Raw genomic sequence first — 23,434 nt, forward strand, 5'->3', positions numbered from 1 at the left:
TGCATGAGATTCACCATTCGGAGCAAGCTGTTAATCGGTTTCTTATCTGTGGCTTTTTTTGTAACCGCTGTGAATATTACGGCTTATCTATACAACGACAAGTTGAATCATTCCTACAACAAGTTGTTGGACCAGCGGGCAGCGGTGCTAGGCAAGGCGAAGGATATTCAGTACTTGTCCTTGGAGCAAACCAACAGCTTGAGAGACTACCTTCTCGTCCATGATCCCGATGTATTGAAAGAACTCCAAACATCCAATGAACAGCTGAATGTAGTTGCAGGACAAGCGGAATCGTTGATTACGGAGCCCGAAGTGAAGGGGGATTTCCTGAAGTTGACGAGCCTCAATCAATCCTTTATGAGAAGCTACGAGCGCATGCTGGATAGCATCGACACCAAGAATAACCAGGAGGAAGCGCTGGCCTACTTTAAGGATGTCATGCTGCCGGGAGGTCAGGCGCTGGGATCGCTCGCCAAAGAGATTGCCGACACGCAGCAGACCTTATTGGATCAGGGGAAAAGGTCCAATGCCTCCATGGTCAATTTCGTTAACCATATGACGGCTATGTTAACCGTGGTCACCTTGCTGTCAACCCTGCTTATCGGACTCCTCCTCTCTCATCGCATCACGAGCAACCTCTTCCGAATTACACGCGTCATCACAGGCTTCACCCCGGATTCCAAAACATTCTCTGCCTTGCCGCACATCGAGGTTCGTTCAGCCGATGAAATTGGCGATATCGCCCGTTCCTTCAATGAAATGGCTAAAACCTTGAATAACTATTCCATCCTTGAACAAGAGCAGCGCTGGCTTGAAACGAACGTGGCGGATATGGCGACGAAATTTCAAGGGATACAAAATTTGGAGGCGTTGGCGCAGCTGTTCATCACTACGATCACCCCGCTAGTCGAAGCGAGCTATGGCGTCTTTTATTTGAATCAAGGCACCGGCCGGCGTCAGGAGCTGATCAAGCTGGCCTCCTATGCCTACCACCAGCCCGGTATCGGGGAGCATTCCTTCAAGATCGGCGAAGGACTCGTGGGACAAGCAGCGCTGGAATGCCGGACCATCCTGCTAAGCGGGGTTCCGGACAACTATATTCAGATCAGCTCCGGACTCGGGAAGGCGGCGCCCGCCAATCTGCTGATTATGCCCGTGCAATTCGAAGGTCAAGTCGCGGCCGTCATCGAATTGGCTTCATTCGGTCATTTCAGCCCGATTCAACAAACGCTGCTGCAGCAAGTATCCGCTCATCTTGGAAGCGTAGTAAGCAGCATTACGGGGCGCATGCAGGTCGAGCAGCTGCTCGTCGAGTCTCAGGTGTTAACCGAGGAGCTGCAGACGCAGTCCGAGGAGCTCCAGAGCCAGTCCGAAGAGCTAAGAGGCATTAACGAGAAGCTGGAGGAGCAGTACAAGAACTCCGAGCACAAGACGAAGGAATTGGAGAAGACGAAGAATCAGCTGGAGGAGAAGGCAAAGCAGCTGGCGCTCAGCTCGCAATATAAATCCGAGTTTCTGGCCAATATGTCGCATGAACTGCGAACGCCGCTGAACAGCCTGCTCATTCTATCGACCATTCTCGAAGAGAACATGGACGGCAACTTGAATGCGAATCAGGTGAAATACGCCCATACGATCCATCAATCGGGCAATGACCTGCTTCAATTGATTAACGATATCCTCGATTTGTCGAAGATTGAATCCGGTAAAATCGAGCTCAACCAAGGGATGGTGGGCTTGCATGACATCAGCGAGTTTGCGGAACAGCAGTTTCTGCCGGTCGCCCGCCAGAAGGACATTGCGTTCACGACGATTCTGGACCCCGATCTGCCTCAGGCCATATTCACGGATGAACAGAAGGTATTGCAGATCATTAAGAACCTGTTGTCCAACGCCTTCAAGTTTACGGAGAGAGGCGAGGTCAAGCTTCATATTCATTACGCGCATCCCGGCTTGCTGTCCGAGCAGAAGCCGGCTGCCAGACAGACCGGAATCGCCTTCTCGATCAGCGATACAGGCATCGGCATTCCGAAGGAAAAGCAGAATCTGATTTTCCAGGCGTTCCAGCAGGCGGACGGGACGACGAACCGCAAATACGGCGGTTCTGGCCTCGGTCTATCGATCAGCTTAAACATGGCTCGTCTATTAAACGGTGCCATTCTCGTTGACAGCGTGGTCGGACAAGGAAGTGTTTTCTCGCTCGTAGTCCCTTGCGTGGAGCGAAGCGCCGCGGCCATCCCTTCCATTCTGTATCAAGAATCGGCTGCAGCGATTGCCGAACCTGCCGCAGCAGCAACGCCGCAGGACTTGGATATGGAACTCGATGACGCGGTGTGGATCGGGAAAAAGATCTTGATCGTCGATGATGACATGCGGAATATTTACGCCACGACCATCGCCTTGGAAAGCCGGAAGGTAAACGTGCTGTTCGTCGAAAACGGGCTGTCCTGCTTGAGGATTCTGAACGAACACCCGGATGTCGATCTGGTGCTGATGGACATCATGCTGCCCGAGATGGATGGCTATGAGACGATGCGCGCCTTGCGGCAAACGCCCGGCTTCGAGTCGCTGCCCATTATTGCGCTGACGGCTAAGGCCATGAAGGACGATAAAGAGAAGTGCATCGAAGCAGGTGCATCCGATTACGTCAGCAAGCCGGTAAAGCTGGAGCAGTTATTTGCCATTATTCATACTTGGCTCAAACGATAGGCAGTACATACGGTTACAAGGAGTTGGAGCGAAATGGATCGGTTTTCCGCGAAGTTGAATCCTATGGATTCACAAGTGAATATTTTGATGGTGGATGATCGGCCGGAAAACCTGATCGCGCTCGAGGCGATTCTAGTCTCTCCGAATTATCGCTTGTTCAGCGCGCGTTCCGGCGAGGAGGCATTGCGCCATACGTTGACGACGGAATTCGCCGTTATCTTGCTGGATGTTCAGATGCCGGGCATGAACGGCTTTGAAACGGCCAGGCTTATTAAGATGAGAGAACGCTCCAAGTTTGTTCCGATTATTTTCATCACGGCTATCAGTCAGGCGGCAGAACACGTGAAGCACGGCTATGCGGTCGGTGCCATCGATTATATTTTCAAACCGTTCCATCCCGAGACCTTGAAAATGAAAATCGAAGCTTTCGTCCAAATCTATCTCTATCAGGAGCAAATCAAGCATCAGAATGAATTATTGAAGGTCATCGGCGAGACGTCCAACGACACGATCGTCACGGTTGACGAGCAAGGGACGATGCAGACGCTGAATCCGGCAGCGGCGCAAATGTTCGGCTTTTTGCCCGATAAGCTGATCGGCCAGCCGATTGACCGGATTGTACCCGGGTTGTCCGCCTTTCTGTTCGCCGAGGCGAACAACGCCGCGCCGCTCCTTGAAACAACGGCGGTACGCAGGGATGCCATTCCGTTCCCCGTGGATATCCAAGTGGGCAAAGCGAGAATCGCCGGACAACAGCTCTACGTGTGCTCCATCCGGGATGTGACCGATCGCAAAATGATGGAGGAGGAGCGCTTCCGCAAAATTTTCGATTCCACGCCGTGCCTGATTGCCTTGCGATCGATGAGAGACAAACGATACATAGACGTCAATGAAAGCTTGCTCCACGCGACCGGCTTCACCAAGAACGAAGTGATTAACCGAACCTCGGATCTGCTCCAGTATATCGTCGATACCGATGCGAAGAATGAATCGGCTTCGGACAAGCATGATCCGTGGCAGCCGGCGCGCAATGTCCGCATTCGGTACATGACCAAAGCCGGCGAGCTGCGCGAAGGCTTGCTGTCCAACGAAGTGATGCAGATCCATGGCGAAGAATGCCTTCTCAACGTGGTCACCGATATATCGGACCGCGTGTTCCTGGAGAAGGAAATGGTTCGTCTGGACCGATTGAATCTGACAGGGGAGATGGCCGCCGGCATCGTGCACGAAATCCGTAATCCGATGACGACCGTGCGCGGCTTCCTGCAATTATCCAAGAGCAACCCGTCCAAGGAATATACCGACATTATGATCGAAGAGCTGGACCGGGTGCACAGCATCGTGACCGAATTTCTGGCCGTGGGCGCTCAAGCCCCGACGAGTCGGAAACTAAAGCAGCTCAACACGGTGATCGAAACCTTGTTTCCGCTCATTCAATCCAAGGCGATGACGGGCAATCACGATATTGCGCTGGAACTGTGCGAGGACTGCCCGCTCATTCAATTGGATGAGAAAGAGATTCGCCAGCTCATGCTGAATCTCGTCCTGAACGGATTGGACGCGATGCCTTCCGGCGGCAGCCTGACGATCCAGACCTATGCCGACGACAACCAAGTCGTGCTTGCGGTCAAAGACCAGGGCGAAGGGATCAAGGGCGAATTCCTGGAGAAGCTGGGAACGCCGTTCTTCAGTACGAAGTCCAACGGGACGGGCCTGGGCTTATCGGTCTGCTACGGCATTGCCGAACGCCATAATGCGGTGATCAAGGTGAAAACAAGCGATCGGGGCACGACTTTTTTTGTGAATTTCAACCTGCGATAACGGGCGGCTGGTACATGATCTCATGGGGGGAATCGAGTTGTTAGCCTGGAATTGGACGAAGGTCGAAGCGGGAATATGGAAAGGGACGGTTGGCGTTCCTGAGACGGTGATGCCGCTAAGCATAGCCGCCGTGCAGCCGAAGCGGGATGCACTGGAACGGATGGGGGATGCTGCGATGCCGCTATCTCCCGATGCGATCGAAGCTTATGTTTCTCCGGAGGGAACAGTCATACAGATGCCGCTTCAGGACTCGGAACGCATCTATGGATTCGGTCTGCAGTTCATGCGGACGAATCATCGCGGCCGCACGCGGTATCTGCGCGTGAACAGCGACCCGAAGGAAGATACGGGCGAGACCCACGCGCCCTTGCCGTTCTGGGTCACAAGCGAAGGGTATGCCGTCCTTGTCGACTCTGCGCGCCCCCTTACCGTCTATGCCGGTTCGGCGGTGAGAGTAGACAGCCAACATCCGCCGGCGGTGAAAAGTCGCGTGGATGACGCGGACTGGATGGCCACCCCGCTGTCGGACGCATTGGAGGTCGTGATCCCTTACGAGCAAGGAGCAACCGTCTATCTATTCGCCGGCAGCGCCTCCGCGGAGCAGCGTGAATCGTCCCTGCTCGATGCCGTGCGCCGATATATCCTGTTCAGCGGGGGAGGCGTCCTTCCGCCGCGCTGGGGGCTCGGATTCTGGCATCGCGTGTCCATCCATGCGAGCGGAGAGGCGACGCTGCGCGAGGCGCGGCAATTCAGAGAACGGAACATACCTTGCGATGTCATCGGTTTGGAGCCGGGCTGGCATTCGCATGCGTACCCGGTATCGTACGAATGGAGCGAAGCGCGATTCCCGGATCCGGAGGCGTTCGTGCGGTCGATGGCCGAGGAAGGCTTCCGCATTAATCTTTGGGAGCATCCCTACGTTTCCCCGGAGGCGCCGATCTATGAGGAGCTGCTGCCTTATGCCGGCACGCATTCCGTCTGGTGCGGCATCGCGCCGGACTATACCGTGCCGGCAGCGGCGGCGATCTTAGAGCGGCAGCACGAGCGGCGGCATGTGAGTATCGGCGTCTCCGGCTACAAAATCGACGAGGTCGACGGCAGCGAGCTGACGGGCAACTCCTGGATGTTTCCGGCGCAGGCGCGATTCCCGTCCGGACTCGATGGCGGGCGAATGAGGCAGATATACGGTCTGTTAATGCAAAATATGACGGAGCGCGCGTTTAAGACGAATAACATGCGTACGTTTGGCCTTGTCCGCGCTACGAATGCCGGCGGCGCTTCCAAGCCGTACGTGCTCTACTCGGATCTATATGGCCACCGCGAGTATGTGCGCGCGCTTTGCAACTCCGGCTTCAGCGGGCTTCTGTGGACGCCCGAGCTGCGAGAGGCGGATACGGCGGAGGAGTTCATCCGCAGGCTGCAGACGACCTGCTGCTCGCCGCTCGCGATGCTGAACGGCTGGGCAAGCGGGACCGCGCCTTGGTCCTTTCCCGAGCATGAGGCCATCGTGCGATCGACGATCGAATTGCGAATGCGCCTGATGCCGTATCTGTACTCGGCCTTCGCCGCATACCGCGAGGAGGGGATACCGCCCTTCCGTCCTATGGCGATGGAGATGGGACGCCCATGCGAGAAGCAGCCTGCGATGGAAGATCTCGGCCAGTTCGATTCTTCCGCCGCGCCGTACGGCTTGTACGGGGAAGACTTCAGCATCGATGACCAATATATGATGGGGGCGAGCATCCTGGTCGCTCCGTTATTCGCGGGAGAGACATCGCGGAAGGTGTATTTGCCGCCGGGAGATTGGTATGAATTCCAATCCGGCATTCGACATGAGGGAGGGCGATTCATCGACTATGCGGCAGGGCTCGACGAGATTCCGCTCTTCGTCAAAGACGGCGGGATGATCCCGTTGATGCCCGTTCGCCCGAACGCGCCGCGGCCGGGGGAGAAGGTGTCTCTGGAGATTCGATGCTACGGAAGCAAGACCGGCGTATTCCGCCTGTACGACGATGACGGGGAAACGACGGCTTACGAAGCGGGCCATTACCGCTGGATTGACCTGCATACGGACGGCACAAGCGTCATTCGCTCTGGCCCGTCGCAGGGAGAGGACGATCAGGCGCTCACGTATGGAGAGATGACGTGGACGTACAGGCCGTCGGACGAATAATAGCATGACTGGAGCGAAGGGGATTTTCCTGGCAAAGGGAAAGCCCCTTCTTCTTTTTTGTTCTTTTCCCTCTTGTTCTTCTCCTTGACATTCCCATGTGCGAGGTATACATTTGTATACATGAGTTAATTGTATACGAATGTATACGATATTAAAGGGGGAGATTAACCATGCGTGAAGGCAGACATGGGCATCACGGTCACGGCGGGCATCGGGGTCACGAGCATGAAGGCCGAGGAAAACACCGTTTTCAAAGCGCGCAAACCTTTCGCCGAGGCAGGGCGATCGCGTTTCTCGAGACGCTGCAAATCAAACGGTCCACTTTGCTGCAGCAGCTGAACCAGCCGGAATACGACGCCATCAAGCAAGTGCTGAGCGGGGAATTGAAGGCCGTCGATTCCGTCATCCAGGAGTTTATCCATGCGTTCGAGCTCCGAGAAGCGCCCGAGGAAGAGGCGTTTAATCAAGCGACAACCGAACAAGCAGCAACCAATCAACCGACGCCCAAGCAAGAAGAACAAGCAGGGAATGGAGAGGAAGAGACGCATGACAATAACGGAAATCATTAAGAGCCGCCGTACGATTAAATCCTTTACCCCTCGGCCGATTCAAGAGCAAGAACTGAATGCCTGGCTGGAGGCCGCAAGCTACGCGCCGAACCATCGCTTGAATGAGCCGTGGGAAATCCTGTTCGTCGGGCCGGACACCCGTGCGCAATTACGCCATAAGACGGACTTCGGCAATGCGCCCGTCGTGCTTGCCGTCTTGTCCAAACCGGGCTCCACGCCGTTCGAACGGGACGAGAACGTGATGGCCGTCTCCTGCTTCGTCCAAAATTTCTTGTTAGCCGCTCATGCTGCGGGCGTCGGCGCGTACTGGGCTTCCTTGGGCGCTTCCGCTTCGAATCGCGAGATTCTAGGCGTTCAGCAGGATTATGATGTGATCGGCGTATTCGGAATCGGCTATGCGGCGGAGGAGCCAGTCGCTCGGCCAAGAACGCCGCTTGCTTCCAAAATCACCTATTTAGCTTAACCCTCATCGTCGAATAAGGAGTGAAGCTCATGTCTGAACAAGCAAATAAAAGGCCGCGCCGCAATGGCGGCATCGAATTTGTTAATACGGATTCGATCAAGCGGAAGTGGCTCGACCTGCCTTACGGTTCCGCATCTCCAAGTCAGAAGCTGGACATCTATCTGCCCGAAGCGGGCGATGGGCCATTCCCGCTGATCCTGGCTGTCCATGGCGGCGCGTTCCAATTCGGAGACAAGGCCGATGGTCAGCTGAAGCCCATGCTGCAAGGATTAAGCCGGCAATACGCGGTTGTCTCCATCAACTACCGACTGAGCGGCGAAGCTATATTCCCGGCGCAGATTCATGACGTGAAGGCTGCGATTCGCTGGGTGAAGGCCAACGCTGCGCGATTCCGGTTGGATGCCGGGCGAATTGCGTTGTGGGGCGGTTCCGCGGGCGGGCATCTGTCGGCGCTGGCCGGCACATCCGCGCATGCGAAGGAGTTAGACGATGTAAGCATGGACCATGCACGGTACTCGTGCGAGGTGCAGGCTGTAGTCGACTGGTTCGGACCGACGAATTTCCTGACGATGGATGAGCTGTTTCTGGAGAGCGACGTGAAGCCTTTGCAGGTCCACGATGACGCGGATTCGCCGGAATCGTTGGTGCTCGGCGGGAAGATTACGGAGCTTCCGGAGCAAGTGAAGGCAGCTAACCCGGAGACCTATATTTCGAAGCATGCGCCTCCGTTCTTGATTCAGCATGGCACGCAGGATCCGTTAATTCCCGTGCGGCAGTCGGTTATTCTCTACGAGAAGCTCGTGCGCGCGACCGGGGAAGAACGCGTGCGGCTGGACCTGCTGGATGGCGCCGGCCACGGCGGAGAGGCGTTCGAGACGACGGAGAATGTGAATCGCGTGCTTGATTTTATCGATGCGTATCTAAAAGGCCCGGATGCTAGATAATTCTGTTGATCTCGGCCCCGTTAATGCCGGAGCAAGTAGGAACTCAAAACTAAATGAGCAAGGGCTATCCCGCACGCAAGCCACTGGAGGCGAGCCGGGATAGCCCTTCTTTTGTGTTTCTGTTGTGTTTCTTTTGTGTTTCTGTTGTGTTTCTTTTGTGTTTCTGTTGTGTTTCTTTTGTGTTTCTGTTGTGTTTCTGTTGTGATTCGTCTTCGCTTAATGCGCGGCAAGGCGGTTATTGCTTATCGCCGTAGCGGCGAATTGCACGACAATCATGAAGAGATTGATGGCCATCATCCCTACGATCGCCGAAGCGAAGCTGCCGGTCGCATCGTGAATCCAGCCAAGAATAAAGGGACCGGTCGCTCCGATGACATAGCCGGCGGACTGCGTCATCGCCGACCAGGCTGCCGAATCCTGCGCATTGTCGGTCGCATCCAGCGGCAGGAGAAGGTTGAGCGGGAATAATCCGCCCGCGCCTATCCCGATCAAGATAGCGGCAAGCCACGGAGGCGCTTCGGCAACGAGCAGGATGAAGCCCGCCAGCTCGAACAGCGTGTTGATCAACAGCCATAACCGGCGGGAGGGGAAACGGCGAAGCAGCATCGGCAGTACGAGACTCACCGGAATTTGAATGACGACGAAGATCGTAAGCATATTGGCCGCGTAGGATTTGCTGTAGCCCATCCCTTGAATGATTTGCGGCATCCACGCGGTGCAGGAATAGAACAGCATCGCCATGAGACCGAACGACAGCGTAAGCAGCCAGGCTCTTTTGTTTCCCCAGGGCAGGCGTACTTGCTTGGCCGCGATAACGGGCTGACTTTGCCCCCGATCGCCACGAAGTACGAACAAGCGCCATAGAACCCCCGCGCCGAACGCGATAATGGCCCAGATGGCTAGCGCGCCCTGCCAAGAGTCGAACCCGTGTTGCAGCGGCCCGGCGAATCCCGAACTCAAGCCTGCTCCGAGCGTGAGAGCAACCGTATAGACGGCAATCATCTGCGGCACATGCTGGGGAAAATAGCGTTTGATAAACCCTGGAAGCAGCGGGCCTGCGACCGCGATACCGACCCCCGCGACGAATGCGGTCATGAGCAGAAACGAAGTCGAATGCGTGAACAGCCGAAGGACGGTTCCCAGGCCGATGACAAGCAGCGACCACCCAAGTACCCGCTCGATCCCCCATTTACCGCTAAGTTTCACGGCTGACGGAGAGAAGATTCCCATGCAGAGGACGGGAATGGAGGTCAACAAGCTCGCCACGGAGGCGTTCATGCCGAGCGTGCTTCTAATGTTATCCAGCAAGGGCGAGATCGAGTTAATCGCCGGACGCAGGTTCAAGGATGCAACGAATAAGGCGACAATCAATAGCGTAGACTTTCTCATGCTTGTAAGGTTCTCCAATTTTATCGTGATTTTCAGTATCGCCGCCATAACGCGACAGAGTACCCTAAGTGTAACCTATTCAAAGTGGTCTCATTATTCCGAATCCAGCGGAAATGCTGTTATGCACTGATACCGGAAGCGAAACGAACGAGGTTTTGGGTAGTCCGCGCAAGCTCGGGCGACGCGGTTAGCCTACTGTCTTGTGCAGAGCACCACGCCACGTACCAAGAGCACATACCCCAGACCGCGAACCAAGACCACGTATTCCATACAACGTATCCCATACAACGTATCCCATACCACGTATCCCATACAACGTATCCCATACAACGTACCCCATACAACGTATCCCATACCACGTGTCCCAGACCGCGAACCCATACAACGTACCCCATTGATGTGGGCTCTCCGCCACTGCACAGTCGCTAGCACGTGTGAAATAACTGCAAAAATACAGTTATTCTCCGCATACATTCACGAATTCAAGAAATAACTGCAAAAATGCAGTTATTTTAGCTGGAAACATGATATGGGAGTAGTAAACCTCGAAATAACTGCACATTTGCAGTTATTTGCCGCTGATGGGCATCTTCATTGAAGAATAACTGCATATTTGCACTTATTTCTTAGTCTCTGTGCTGCCGCGCGCAGGGGTGGCAGGCGGTATATTAGACGGGGCCAAGGTAAAGCCCGATCAACGTGCGGATGTGCGTGCGATACCACAGTTCCCAGTCGTCTGCCTGTAAATAGTGCACATGGTCATGCGCAATCGGCTTGAGCGCCTCGAACGCCGCCCCGCCCAGCACGAATCGCATGTAAGGCGCCACCCGCAGGGAGGAAGCGATCCAATCCCCGAGCGTCCCGATCTTGTCCGGATCCGTAACGGAAATGGCGACGACGGAGACGCGCTTCTTGCGCATCATGTCCAGCAGTCCGTCGAATGGCGTATCCGGTCCGAGGTAGACGACCTCAGAGCCTTTCTGCCTCAGGAACAGGCTGAAGAGCATCAGGCCTAAGTGATGGCTTTCGCCCTCGGGACAGAAGGCGAGCGTTACCGGGAGCGCGGCATCCACGGCGAACACGCGGAAGAACGCGCTGATCCTGGACATGACCAGCTGAGAGGCAAAATGCTCCTGGGCGACGGTAATCGTTCCGGCTTCCCATTCGGCTCCGGCCCGGTAAAGGACCGGTACAAGAATACGATGGAAGACCTCGTCGACTTCGCACATCGAGAAGGCGTAGTCGATCCACTCGTTTGCTTTGGCCGAATCGTAGGCAATCAAGCTGTCATAGAGCCGATTAATCGTGTTTGCATGCGCAGGAGTAAGAGCATGAATCGATTCTGCCTTGGCTTGCGACGCAAGGTCAAGGTCCGCAATCTCCGCAGTCGGTTCCGATTGCCGCAGAAGACGGACCGCTTCGCTGATCTTGAGCCCGTTCTCTTTGAGCTGCCGCCTCAAGAAACGGAGCTTGAGCAGATCTTCTTCGCTGTAAATGCGATGTCCGCCTTCGCTCCGGCGAGGGGCGATCACCCCGTAACGATTCTCCCACGCGCGAACGGTGACCACAGGCATGCCCAGCAGTTCTGCCACTTTCTTAATACTATACATCCGATGACCCCTCCGATGGGATAATTATACATAACCTGTACGGTTGTGACTATAAGGCGCAGTATTCGACAGCAATCTAGGAAAAAAATAGAAAAAACTTGCACATAATGTATAGGTTTTGTACAGTTAAAGTTAATAACTATACATAACCGCTACGAAATCGGAAGGGTGCAGGTGACTCCGCTATGAAGGATAACGAGACGATATCGGTTACGTCCACGCAAGTATTGGATCAGAAGAGCGTTCTGGCAGCCATCGAACAATCGCTGGCGATGATTCAATTCGATCTGCAGGGACATGTGCTATGGGCCAATGACAACTTTGCCAAGGCGCTCGGTTATCGTTCCGAAGAGCTGACAGGGATGCAGCATCGCAGGTTCTGCACGCCCGAATTCGCGGCGAGCCCGGAGTACCGCAGGTTGTGGGAAGGACTGGGGAACGGGAAGGCTTTTCAGGATAAAATCATGCGAGTTACCAAGGACGGCCGTATGATATGGCTGGAGGCCGCCTATATGCCCATTATGGATGAGCATGGCCTCGTTCAAGCGGTTCTGAAGATCGCGACGGATATTAACGCCAGGGAGCAGGCGACGACCAAGATCACCGGAGACTTGCTGCAGATGTCCGAGGAGCTGCTCTCCCGGGCGAACGAGGGAATCGCCAGGAGTCATGAAGTCGAATCGGCCATGGCCAAAGCAGTCGAAGGAGCCGATGGCAATATCGAGTCGCTCAAGCAGCTGGAGCAGCAGACCGCTTCGATTCGGGGAATCGTGCGCACGATTCGCGAAGTGGCCTCGCAAACGAACCTCTTGTCGCTGAACGCCGCCATCGAGGCAGCTCACGCGGGCGAGCATGGGCGCGGCTTCAACGTGGTCGCGAGCGAGGTCCGCAAGCTGGCGGCGCAGGTTCAGGAGGCGGCCAAGGAAGTCGGCGGCTACGTGGAAGGAATCATCGCGCATGTGCAGGAGATGGCTCAGGGAACGAAGCATTCCCAGCAGGTGGTCGCCGAGAGCCAGCACCGCATCCGGCTTGCCCTCGATGAATTCATGAGCATCGGCGAAGCTTCGCGGCTTCTTGATGCGCAGGCTAAGGAGTTGAGCACGGCGATGGGGTGAAGCTGACGAGGCAAGGCATCGCCATAGATTCTTGCCCCGATAAGCTGCTGTAACGACATCGAGGATGCATGTCATGCCTATCTATGATACAATTTGTATCAAACGGAGGCGAGGCGTCATGCGGACTCGGTTGACCGCTTCTTGGGCTGACTTGCAGATGAGCAGAAGTTTGCCGGTGTGGCTGGTGGCGTTATCCTTCTTCGATGCCATGGCAACGGATACCGGCCTCCGCATGCAGGTGATCCAAGAAGCGAATCCTTTTGCCGCGATGCTGTACGAAACAGATATTCTGCTCTTCTATGCGTACAAGCTCATCCTGCCGCTGCTTCTGCTCACATTGGTAAGGCGCGTGAACAGGCCTTCGTTCATTACGAAGTGGGTTCTTCCCGTGACGATGCTCTATGGCATCGTAGCCGTGTACCATATCGTGTGGCTGGTTATCGTCGCGGCAGGCTGGCAGTAAGGTCAAAAGGGTTAAAGGGACAATGAAGATCCAGACAAAGCCGGCTTCTCCGTCTAAACGGGGGCCGGTTTTGTCTTGGAAGGGCGGAACGGGAACTCTCCCGGTGGAGGACAATGCGGCCGCAAAGCGAATACCTATAGAGGCTTGATTATTCTTGTTGGAGGTGGCGTATGAAAGCGCTGTTCATCGGAGGAACGGGCATCATCAGTTCCGCGATCACGAAGCAATTATCGGAGGCCGGCTGCGAGCTTTATCTTCTGAATCGAGGTAACCGTAACGAGAGTCTGCCGGCAAATGTGAAGACCCTTCAAGCGGATATTAACGACGAGGCGCATGTCGCGCAGCTCATTGAAGATTTGCAATTCGACGTCGTAGCCGACTTTATCGCCTTTCGTCCGGAGCAGCTGGAGCGGGATTATCGGCTGTTCCATGGCAAGACGAAGCAGTTTATCTTCATCAGCTCGGCATCGGCCTATCAGAAGCCGCTGTCCGATTATCGGGTATCCGAGAGCACGCCGCTCGCGAATCCGTATTGGGAGTATTCCCGCAACAAAATCGCCTGCGAGGATTACTTAATGAAGCAGTATCGGGAGAACGGGTTCCCGATCACGATCGTGCGTCCGAGCCATACGTACGACGAGCGTTCCATTCCGCTCGGCGTCCATGGCAGCAAAGGCTCGTGGCAGGTCGCGAAGCGCATGCTGGAGAACAAGCCCGTTATCATCCACGGAGACGGCACGTCCTTGTGGACGATGACGCATAACGGCGATTTCGCGAAAGCCTTTATCGGACTGATGGGCAATCTGCATGCTATCGGAGAGTCGGTTCAGATCACGTCGGACGAGACGCTGACCTGGAATCAGATCTACGCGGCGATCGCGGACGCGCTCGGCGTGAAGCTGCAGGCGGTTCACGTGTCGTCGGAATTTCTCGCCGCATGCAGCCGCGAGGATTACACGGGCGGGCTAATCGGGGACAAGGCGAACTCCGTCGTATTCGACAATGCGAAGCTGAAGCGGCTCGTGCCGGGCTTCGTCGCGACGACGCGCTTCGATCAAGGAATCCGAGGAACGGTGGATCACATCTTAGCTCATCCGGAGCTCCAAGCGGAGGACGGCGAGTTCGATGCGTGGTGCGATCGGGTAATCGGGGCGCTCGAAGGGGCGCTGGCGGCGATCAGAGAGTAGAGGACTATCATAGGGCATATTTAGGGAGCCGATTGCGGGCTCCCTTTTTTGCATGTCCGAATCTCTATACGATTCGACCAGAAATCGAAGGATTGTCTTCTACTGGCGCAAAGTCGATTCTTCTACAATAAAGACACGACAGAAGCAAAGAAGGTGACGGTCATGAGCAAGATCGATCTTGCGATAGAGGGAAAGGCAATTCCTGGCGAGCAGCCGGGCGCTGTCGGGCGGGCGCGCAAGCAGACAAGCAGGTGGAAGCTGATTCGCGGCAATCTCGATATGTACGCGCTGCTGATTCCGGGGTTGATCTTCCTCCTCTTATTCAAATACACGCCGATGTACGGCATCGTGATCGCGTTTCAGGATTTCAACATCTTCGGCGGCATCAAGGGCAGCGACTGGGTGGGGCTGGAGCAGTTTCGGAAGCTGATTCACTCGGAGGAGTTTCTGCAGGTGCTCGGCAATACGCTGCTGATCAGCCTGTACAAGATCGTGATCTTATTCCCGATCCCGATCGTGCTCGCGCTGCTGCTGAACGAAGTGCGGCGCATGTTCTTCAAGCGCACGCTCCAGACGATCATTTATTTGCCCCACTTCCTCTCGTGGGTCATCATTTCCGGGCTGTTCCTGAATATCCTCTCGCCGTCCGGCGGGCTGGTGAACGAAATCATTCGCTCCTTGGGCGGGCATCCGATTTCGTTCCTGACGGACAACCATTTCTTCCGCAGCGTGGTCGTCTTCACCGCAGGCTGGAAGGAGATCGGCTGGAACGCCATCGTCTTCATCGCCGCGATCGCGGGCATCGACCAGGAGCAGTACGAGGCGGCCGCGATCGACGGCGCCGGACGAATCCGCCAGATGGCGTCGATCTCGCTGCCGGGCATTCTTCCCACGATCATGCTCATGTTCATTCTACGGATCGGAAGCTTGCTGGAAGCGGGTACGGAGCAAATCCTGACGATGTACAATCCGCTGGTCTACAAGAGCGGGGACGTCATTGGCACGTTCGTGTACCGCATCGGGCTGGGGCAGCAGGATTACAGCTTCAGCACGGCGGTCGGCCTGTTCAATTCCGCGGTCGGCTTTCTGCTAATCGTGATCGGGAACATGCTCAGCCGAAAATTTCTGCAGCGCAGCATATGGTAGGAGGCGATCGAGATGCGCGGTAAAAAAACGGGCGATTACGTGCTGGACGCCTTCATTTATATCTTTCTGACCGCGATGGGACTCATTACGCTGCTCCCGTTCGCGAACGTTTTTTCCAAGTCGATCAGCGAAGAGTGGGCAATCGTGGCGGGCAAAGTCGGGATCTTCCCCGTCGGGTTTCAGCTCGATACGCTGCGGTTCGTGGCGACGAACAATCAATTTTTGCATGCGCTGTTCATTTCGGCGCTTGTTACCGTGATCGGGACGCTGGCGTCCCTGCTCATTACGGCAATGACGGCATACCCGCTGTCGAAGCGGGAGCTCCCGGGCATGGGCGTCATCATCGTGCTGTTCATCTTCACGATGATGTTCAATGGCGGCATCATTCCGAACTATCTGCTCGTGCGCCAGCTGCACTTGATCGACAGTCTCGGCTCGCTCATTCTGCCGGCGCTCGTCAGCGTGTTCAATTTGCTGGTGATCAAGAGCTATTTCGAGAGCCTGCCGCCGAGCCTGGAAGAGTCCGCCCGGCTGGACGGGGCGCGGAATTACACGATTCTGTTCCGCATCATTCTGCCCCTGAGCGGGCCCGTCCTCGCGACGATCGGACTGTTCTACGCCGTGTATTACTGGAACGATTATTTTAACCCGATGCTCTACATCAACAGTTCATCCTTAAAGCCGCTGCAATTGTATCTGCAGGACATCGTCATGAACGCCGATACGTCCTCGGCCTTGAGCGCCGACGATCGGATGAACGTCCCGGCGGAAGGCGTGCGGTCCGCGACGGTGATCGCGTCGACGGTTCCGATTCTGCTGATCTATCCGTTTCTGCAGAAATATTTTATCAAAGGCGTGTTGATCGGGTCGGTCAAAGGGTGAAATCAGGCATGCGTTAATTCTTGCGGGGATGCTTGCGAGATTAATGATATATATTATATTTAGGAGGGTCATGCAATGCGGAATTATAAGAGATTAGGGATGGTTACGGTCATCGTTATGCTGCTCGCGGCAATGATGGCGGCCTGCTCGTCGGGCAACAACGGGAACAAGGATGCGAATACCGGCAATCAAGCAGCGAACGGGGGGAATGTGGCTTCCGGCGACGATGCTTCCAAACCGGAACTGAAACGGCTGGATGTCTGGCAGAACGAGGACTACAACACGTACCCGGTCGCGAAATTGTTGGAAGAGAAGACAGGCTACAAAGTAAAGTACGACATGCTCCCGCAAGATAAGCCGTCCGAGAAGCTGAACCTGATCATGTCCTCCGGCGATCCGTACGACCTCGTTTCGGCCTATAGCGACATGGCGCTCTATTCGGACTATGCCCAGAAGGGCGCGCTGGTCGACCTGCTTCCGCTGATCGACAAGTACGGTCCGAACATCAAGACGGCGATCTCGCAGCAATCCATCGATGCCTTGAAGGTGGACGGCAAGCTGTACGCGATTCCGACGTCGGTCACGTATGCCGTGAACAGCAGCATCTTGATCCGGACGGACTGGCTGGAGAAGCTGGGCCTTCAGATGCCGACCACGACCGACGAACTGACGACCGTTTTGAAAGCGTTTAAAGACAAGGATCCGGGCGGCAACGGCAATCAGAACGTTCCGCTCACGATCCGCGGCGACCTTCCGATGTTGGATAACATCGTCGGCGCGTTCGGCCTGCCGAATACGTGGAACGACGTGGACGGCCAGCTCGTGCCGCGGGTGCTCGATCCGGCGTACAAGGATTACATTGCTTACATGTCCGACCTGTACAAACAAGGACTGCTCGACAAAGAATTCGTCGTCAACAAGGACGCGACGGCCAAAGAGAAATTCTCCAGCGGCAAAGCGGGCGCCATTATCGTCCACTGGGCCGACATCCCGACCATCTCCGATGCGATCGCGAAGACCGCGCCGGACGCGAAGTTCGCGTTCGTGCCGGCGCTCAAAGGACCGGCGGGCAAAGCAGGCTTCGCGGCCAACTCCGGCTTTGACCGGCTGACGTTCATTCCGAAGGCCTCTAAGCATCCGGAAGACGCGATCAAATGGATCAACGCCAGCCTGGATCCCGAGACGTTCAAGGACATGGCGATCGGCGAAGAAGGCAAGCACTTCAAATTCGAGAACGGCGCGTATACGCCGATTCTGCCGATCTTCACCGATGAGCGCAACTTGGCGAACAACTACATGGCGGGCACGGACGAAACCAACTATCCGCTCTACTGGCAGGCCCGCGTGCGCAAGAGCCCGGTGATGTTCGAAGCGTTCGACTTCCTGAACAACAAACAGCCGGCCGACGTTAAGATTCAAAACAAGCTTGGTCTGGCCCCGTATATGCCGGAATATGCGAAGGACAATTTGCAGCTGGAATCCATGGTCGGCGACTACACCATCAAGCTGATCGCGGGCGCGGAGTCGCTTTCCGGTCTGGAAGCGTTCCAAGCGAAGTACAAAGCAGCCGGGGAAGAAGCCAGCGCGAAGGAAATCAACGACTGGTACGCAACGACGAAATAATCGCCGCAAGCGGCGGCGGCTCGCGTCACGGGAGCTGCCGCCTGCTTGACTTGAGAGGAGTCCTATTCATGGAAAGCACTCATTATTCGTTTAAACGGAACGTCGAAACCTATTCGCACTCGGATGTCGTCGTCATCGGAGGCGGTCCTGCGGGCACGGCGGCGGCCATTTCCGCGGCTAGAAGCGGGAAACGGGTCGCGCTGCTTGAGAAATCCGCGCAGCTCGGCGGCATGGGCACGCTGGCCAACGTCAGCATCTTCATGCCCGTCGGCAACGTGACGGGGATCTACCGCGAGCTGATTGCCGAGATGCTGGCGGAATATTTGCCGGAGGGCCACGATCAATCGATCGCGCCGCAGTATTCGCCGTTCCTGTTTCGGCAATATTTTAACGAGAAGATGAAGAAGGAGAACGTGCAGGTGTTCTTCCACAGCGAGTTCGTCGGCGCGGTGCGTGAGGACCGCGAGATCAAGGCGGTCGTCGTCTCGACTCGCGAAGGGCTCCGGGCGTTCGAGGCCGACGTGTTCATCGACTGCACGGGCGATGCCCGGGTGGCGATCGATGCGGGCGTTCCATACCATGCCGGCCGGGAAGGCGACGGACTAACCCAGCCGATGACGCTGATGTTCACGATGCAGGATACCGGCAAGTCGGTCAAGCAGGTGCTGCCGGAAGGCTGTTACGTCTACAACGACGTCGCCGATCTGCCGCAAGGCCGGAGGCTCTACTGGGAGCGGAACGGCGACGGCTCGCTGCTTGTCAACATGTCCCGCGTCAAAGCGAACGGTGCGAAGATCGAAGACGTCAATTACGCGGAAACGGAGGCGCTGAGACAGGTCTTTTCGATCGCCAACTATTTGCAGCGCACCGGTTTCGAGACGTATGCGATCGCGCATATCGCGCCGCAAACCGGGGTTCGGGAAACGAATCAGATCGAGGGCCTCTATACGCTAACCGAGCAGGACGTCGTGCAGGGCACGCGATTCCCGGACGTGGTCGCGCAGACGAACTACGAGATTGACATCCATAGTCCTGATGCTCAGAAAACGACCGACGAACGCCAGGTCGACGGCTACGACATCCCGTATCGCTGCATGGTGCCGGAAGCGTTCGACAACCTGCTCGTGGCCGGCCGCGCAATCTCGGCTACGCACGTGGCGATGTCTTCGATGCGCGTGCAGGCCACCTGCTATGCGCTCGGCCAGGCAGCGGGAGCTGCGGCCGCGGTCACGCTGGATGGCGGGGGCGCAATGAAGGACGTTCCGATGGATAAGCTGCATGCGGAGCTGGCGCGTCAAGGCGTCCGCTTCCTCGGGCAATCGATCGAAGTCTGAAGCGACGATAACAGGAGCGGCTCGCAGCGGAAGCTAGAGCTTGGCTTAGCAGAATAACGGTTCCGCCGCCCCAGCCGACTTGCGTACGCGCAGCCGACTGGGGCTCGGCCGTTTCGAGAATCCGACAGGGGAGGACAGCGCCTTGTACAAATTGCTGATCGTGGACGATGAGCCGACGGTAAGAGCGGGCTTGCGAACGTATTTCAATTGGTCGTCGTTCGGCGTGGAAGTCATGGGAGAAGCCGACGACGGGGATGTGGCGCTCGGCATGATCGAGCAGCAACCGCCCGACTTGATCCTGACGGACGTGCGCATGCCGACCATGGACGGCATTACGCTGTCGCGGGAGGTGTCCGCGCGCTACCCGGGGTCGAAGATTATTTTCGTCAGCGGCCATGACGATGCCGATTATCTGAAGTCCGCGCTGAAGGTGAGCGCGGTCGATTACATTTTCAAGCCTGTGAACCTGGACGAGCTCAGTGCGGTGATCAAGCGCGTCGTGGAAGATCTGGATGCGGAGCGCGCGGAACGGCGGCTGAAAGAAGAGCTGCAGGTCAAGCTGAAGGAAGGCATGCCGCTGCTGAGAGAGAAATTCCTGCTGTCGCTGATCGGCAGCGGGGTGCCGCAGCAGGATCTTCGCGAACGGCTCGATTTCCTTGGGCTCGGGCTGCCGGTGGATGCGGCTTATTGGGTCATGGTCATTTCCGTCGACGATATGGCGGGCGAAATGGGCAGCCGGACGGAACGAGACCGTCAGCTGCTGTGGTATTCCGTGCTGAATATCTTCGGAGAGTTAATCGAGCGTTATCTCGGCGGATACGCCTTCGAGCACCGAACGGGGGAGTTCATCGGCATTCTACGGGGAAGCGACGAGAACGAAGCGTCCTCTTCGGATGCGGTTGAAGCGATTCTCGCGCTGGCCGGGGAGGTGCGGTCCAATCTGGAGCAGTGGCTGAAGATCGGCGTCACGATCGGCATCAGCGAACGGGTGACGGCATTGTCCGAGCTGTCCGAAGCGTACAAGGGAGCCCGCGAAGCGGCCGACCACAAGTGGTATTTGGGCAAGAACCGGATCATCTCGATGGACAGCCTGCGCAGCCCCGAGACGGATGAAGGCGGGTATGATCGCCATGATCCGGCGGATCACGAAGAGCTCTTGTCCGCGCTCAAGGCGGCGGATGCGGACAAACTGAAGGACATCTTCGACCGGGTGTTCGCAGACTTGAACCGCAGCAGGCGCGATGGCTTGAAATACGGCCGCAACGTCTGCCTGCAGCTCGCGCTCGCGGTCGGACAGCTTCTCATGGAACTGAACGTGCAGTCTCCCGAGCTGGAATCGGCGGAATCGACGCTGTGGGAAGCGCTCCTCGCGCAGGAGACGTTAGGCGAGATGCGGCAGCTGCTGGAATCGCATGCGATGGCGGCCTGCGATCGGATCCGCGAGAAGCGGACCGGCAAGACGGCCAATCTCGTCGAGCGTGTTCGGGCCATCATCGAGCGGAGCTATTCCAATGGCGGGCTGACCGTTGCGGAGATCGGCAAGGAAGTATATCTGACGCCGACCTACGTCAGCCTGCTCTTCAAGCAGGAGACGGGGCAGACGGTCAACGAATATTTGACGCAGGTTCGGGTCGAGAAGGCGAAGGAGCTGCTGCGCGATCCGCAGTACAAGTTCTATGACATCTGCAACGCGATCGGATACACGGATCCCAGTTACTTTACGAAGCTCTTCAAGAAGGCGACGGGCGTAACGCCAAGCGTCTACCGGGAGAATTATGCGTAGCGAGGGCGGCGGCGTTCGGGGAAAATGGGCCGTGAAGGCTGGAGCGGGCCTGCGTTTTCTTCGCCGCTTCACCATCCCGCGCCAATGGTTGATCGCTTACCTGCTGCTGATCGTCGTGCCGGCGGGCCTCTTCCTCTATGGCTACTACGAGCGCTCGGCCAAGATCCTGAAGGACGAGGTCATTCGGACGATGCAGCAGACGCTGCGGCAAGCGGGAAGCAATTTGTCCTATCGGCTGGAGCATATCGAGGATATCAGCAACGCGGCTTTCATGAACGGGAATCTTCATTCGTACCTGTCCATCGGCCCGGATGATCGATCGATCGCCGTGCAGCTGCAAGTCATTAAGGACTTGCGGTACTTGGTGGATACGGTACAGTCGAATTCCGACGTCTTCCGCGTCCGGCTGTTCGTCGACCGCTCGAAGCTGTACGCGGGGGAGCGCGTCAATTTCTTCTCGCTCGACAGCTTGAAGGACAGGCCTTGGTATGCGCCGATCATCGGAGCGAGCGGGGGCATCGTGTGGACGGGGGATTATGAGGAAAGCTACTTGGACGCAGGCGATCTGCGCGTGTTCTCTGCCGCCCGCATGCTCCGCGATCCGAATCATTTTGACCGGATCTCGGGCGTGCTCATGATTGACGTGAAGGAGAGCTTGATCGCGGATATACTGGGCGATTTGCAATTCTCCCCGGGTACGCAGGTCTATCTCGTGGATGCTTCCGGCACCATCGTCTATCATCCGGATCGCACGCGGATCGGGACCAAGGTCGATTCGGCCGTGCAGGACGTATTGAAGCACGGCGGCGAGGGCAGCCATTCCTTCAAGCAGGGCAGCGACGTTAACGACGTACTCTATACGACGTTGTCGCCCGTCGGATGGAGACTGGTGGCGCAAGGGACAGACTCGCAGTTATCGCACCGCGCGGTTAAGCTGACGCAGCGGTCGGAGTGGACGTCCCTGCTGGAGTATATCGCTTTATTCCTGGCGCTGCCATTCGTGCTGCTCGCGATTATCGTCAGAGGAATGAACCGCCGGGTGAAGCAGGTCATTACCGTCATTCGCAAGGAAGGCTCGGAAGGCTTGAACGAGCTGTCGCCGGTCAATGGGGACTTTCATATGCTGGAGCGGAGCGTCGATCATCTGATTATCCGGGTACGGACGCTGGTCGAGGAGAAGTACAAGGCAGAGCTTCATGAACGCGAGGCGCAGCTTCAGGCGCTGCAGGCGCAGATCAATCCGCATTTCCTCTATAACACGCTGGATACGATCAATTGGATTGCGATCGGCAAAGGCGCAAGCGACATCAGTCAGATGATCGACAGCCTGGCGAAATATTTCCGGCTCAGTCTCAACAAGGGCAAGACGATCGTCAGCGTGGAGGACGAGCTCCGCCTCGCGCAGGTGTATCTGGAAATCCAGCAGAGCCGGTTTCCGAATACGTTCGTCTTCGAGCTGGACGTACAGTCCGGAGTCGAAGCCTGCCTGATGCCGAAGCTGATCCTCCAGCCGATCGTCGAGAACGCGCTGCTGCACGGGATCCGCAAGGCGAAGGGAAAGCAGGGCCTCATTACGATCTCGGCCCGGGAGGACAACGGCGACTTGCTCTTCGCCGTGTCGGACAACGGCATCGGCATGGACGAGGGGCTGGTCCGCCAGCTGCTGACGGAGGCGCTGCCTGAGGTCAGGGGCGACGGCGACGGTGGCGGGAGCTCCTACGGGCTGTTCAACGTCAATGAGCGGATCAAGCTGTATGCCGGTGACGAGTACGGCATTCGCATCGTTTCGGAGCTCGGTGCCGGAACGACGGTGTTGGTGCGGCTGAAGGCCAAGCGCGAGGAGCGGTAGTCATCGTGCTGCGGCAGCGGGCTGCAATTGAAACTGGCCCCGCAAGCACCACAAGCTGCCGGACATGCAGCGTGAATTCGGACGGAAACTTAACGGTTGTCAGCGATGCTAATCCACGATTCAGGCTGCGAATGAAGCTCTAACGGTTCTGACAGACGTTATTGAGCATAGATGTGCAGATAGTACACGGAAATCTCACAATAAGCCTGCTGGCAACTGTTAGCTATATATAATGGGCATTTTGAGCCGATTAGCCATCCGTATGGACCTCTGTCAAGAAAGTGGACACTCAATTAGTCTGTTTATGCTAATTCGAGCTGCTTGAATTGAGCTGCAAATCGAACGGGGGACAGGTAACCCAGAGATCCATGAAT

General features: G+C 56.5%; 17 protein-coding genes. 15 read left to right on the forward strand and 2 right to left on the reverse strand.

Features of this window, described 5'->3' with window-relative positions; translation table 11 throughout:
• Positions 1 to 3 precede the first annotated feature (3 nt).
• From AC0YNU_RS26175 to AC0YNU_RS26200, 6 genes are all read left to right on the forward strand, one after another.
• Positions 4 to 2,709 (forward strand): response regulator, encoded by a 2,706-nt coding sequence (locus tag AC0YNU_RS26175; RefSeq protein WP_475761751.1) that lies wholly within the window; start codon positions 4 to 6, stop codon positions 2,707 to 2,709.
• A 33-nt stretch (positions 2,710 to 2,742) separates the two neighbouring features.
• On the forward strand, positions 2,743 to 4,530 hold the full coding sequence (locus AC0YNU_RS26180; protein ID WP_475761753.1) for a response regulator: 1,788 nt from the start codon (positions 2,743 to 2,745) through the stop codon (positions 4,528 to 4,530).
• 37 nt (positions 4,531 to 4,567) lie between these two features.
• Entirely contained in the window at positions 4,568 to 6,703 is a 2,136-nt protein-coding gene (locus tag AC0YNU_RS26185) for a glycoside hydrolase family 31 protein (protein ID WP_475761755.1), read from the forward strand.
• A 170-nt stretch (positions 6,704 to 6,873) separates the two neighbouring features.
• Entirely contained in the window at positions 6,874 to 7,272 is a 399-nt protein-coding gene (locus AC0YNU_RS26190) for a hypothetical protein (protein ID WP_475761757.1), read from the forward strand.
• Entirely contained in the window at positions 7,250 to 7,735 is a 486-nt protein-coding gene (locus tag AC0YNU_RS26195; protein ID WP_475761759.1) for a nitroreductase family protein, read from the forward strand. Before AC0YNU_RS26190 ends, AC0YNU_RS26195 begins: the two co-directional genes overlap by 23 nt.
• A gap of 29 nt (positions 7,736 to 7,764) precedes the next feature.
• On the forward strand, positions 7,765 to 8,679 hold the full coding sequence (locus AC0YNU_RS26200; RefSeq protein WP_475761761.1) for an alpha/beta hydrolase fold domain-containing protein: 915 nt from the start codon (positions 7,765 to 7,767) through the stop codon (positions 8,677 to 8,679).
• Between the two features lie 216 nt (positions 8,680 to 8,895).
• On the opposite strand, the gene AC0YNU_RS26205 is transcribed toward AC0YNU_RS26200, so the two are convergent.
• Together AC0YNU_RS26205 and AC0YNU_RS26210 are read right to left on the reverse strand one after the other, a co-directional pair.
• Positions 8,896 to 10,068: an MFS transporter gene (locus tag AC0YNU_RS26205; protein ID WP_475761763.1), complete on the reverse strand. Its 1,173-nt coding sequence runs from the start codon at positions 10,066 to 10,068 to the stop codon at positions 8,896 to 8,898.
• Between the two features lie 668 nt (positions 10,069 to 10,736).
• Complete coding sequence (locus AC0YNU_RS26210; RefSeq protein ID WP_475761765.1) at positions 10,737 to 11,678, reverse strand: MerR family transcriptional regulator; 942 nt, start codon at positions 11,676 to 11,678, stop codon at positions 10,737 to 10,739.
• Positions 11,679 to 11,863: 185 nt separating this feature from the next.
• On the opposite strand from AC0YNU_RS26210, the gene AC0YNU_RS26215 reads away from it, so the two are divergent.
• The 9 genes from AC0YNU_RS26215 (at position 11,864) to AC0YNU_RS26255 (ending at position 23,060) form a co-directional block, all read left to right on the forward strand.
• On the forward strand, positions 11,864 to 12,793 hold the full coding sequence (locus AC0YNU_RS26215) for a methyl-accepting chemotaxis protein (protein ID WP_475761767.1): 930 nt from the start codon (positions 11,864 to 11,866) through the stop codon (positions 12,791 to 12,793).
• Between the two features lie 118 nt (positions 12,794 to 12,911).
• Positions 12,912 to 13,256 (forward strand): DUF5658 family protein, encoded by a 345-nt coding sequence (locus tag AC0YNU_RS26220; RefSeq protein WP_475761769.1) that lies wholly within the window; start codon positions 12,912 to 12,914, stop codon positions 13,254 to 13,256.
• 170 nt (positions 13,257 to 13,426) lie between these two features.
• Positions 13,427 to 14,443, forward strand: coding sequence for an SDR family oxidoreductase (locus tag AC0YNU_RS26225; protein ID WP_475761771.1), 1,017 nt, complete (start codon positions 13,427 to 13,429; stop codon positions 14,441 to 14,443).
• 279 nt (positions 14,444 to 14,722) lie between these two features.
• The gene (locus AC0YNU_RS26230; protein ID WP_475761788.1) at positions 14,723 to 15,589 is read left to right on the forward strand and encodes an ABC transporter permease; all 867 of its coding nucleotides are present in this window, start codon (positions 14,723 to 14,725) and stop codon (positions 15,587 to 15,589) included.
• Between the two features lie 12 nt (positions 15,590 to 15,601).
• Positions 15,602 to 16,471: a carbohydrate ABC transporter permease gene (locus AC0YNU_RS26235; protein WP_475761773.1), complete on the forward strand. Its 870-nt coding sequence runs from the start codon at positions 15,602 to 15,604 to the stop codon at positions 16,469 to 16,471.
• A 75-nt stretch (positions 16,472 to 16,546) separates the two neighbouring features.
• The gene (locus tag AC0YNU_RS26240) at positions 16,547 to 18,094 is read left to right on the forward strand and encodes an extracellular solute-binding protein (protein WP_475761775.1); all 1,548 of its coding nucleotides are present in this window, start codon (positions 16,547 to 16,549) and stop codon (positions 18,092 to 18,094) included.
• 68 nt (positions 18,095 to 18,162) lie between these two features.
• Entirely contained in the window at positions 18,163 to 19,428 is a 1,266-nt protein-coding gene (locus AC0YNU_RS26245) for an FAD-dependent oxidoreductase (RefSeq protein WP_475761777.1), read from the forward strand.
• 142 nt (positions 19,429 to 19,570) lie between these two features.
• Positions 19,571 to 21,211, forward strand: a complete 1,641-nt coding sequence (locus AC0YNU_RS26250; protein ID WP_475761779.1) for a response regulator transcription factor — start codon at positions 19,571 to 19,573, stop codon at positions 21,209 to 21,211.
• Positions 21,204 to 23,060 (forward strand): cache domain-containing sensor histidine kinase, encoded by a 1,857-nt coding sequence (locus AC0YNU_RS26255; RefSeq protein ID WP_475761781.1) that lies wholly within the window; start codon positions 21,204 to 21,206, stop codon positions 23,058 to 23,060. The genes AC0YNU_RS26250 and AC0YNU_RS26255 overlap by 8 nt, the downstream gene beginning before the upstream one ends.
• Positions 23,061 to 23,434 lie beyond the last annotated feature (374 nt).

Source organism: Paenibacillus sp. J31P316, from assembly GCF_056269105.1.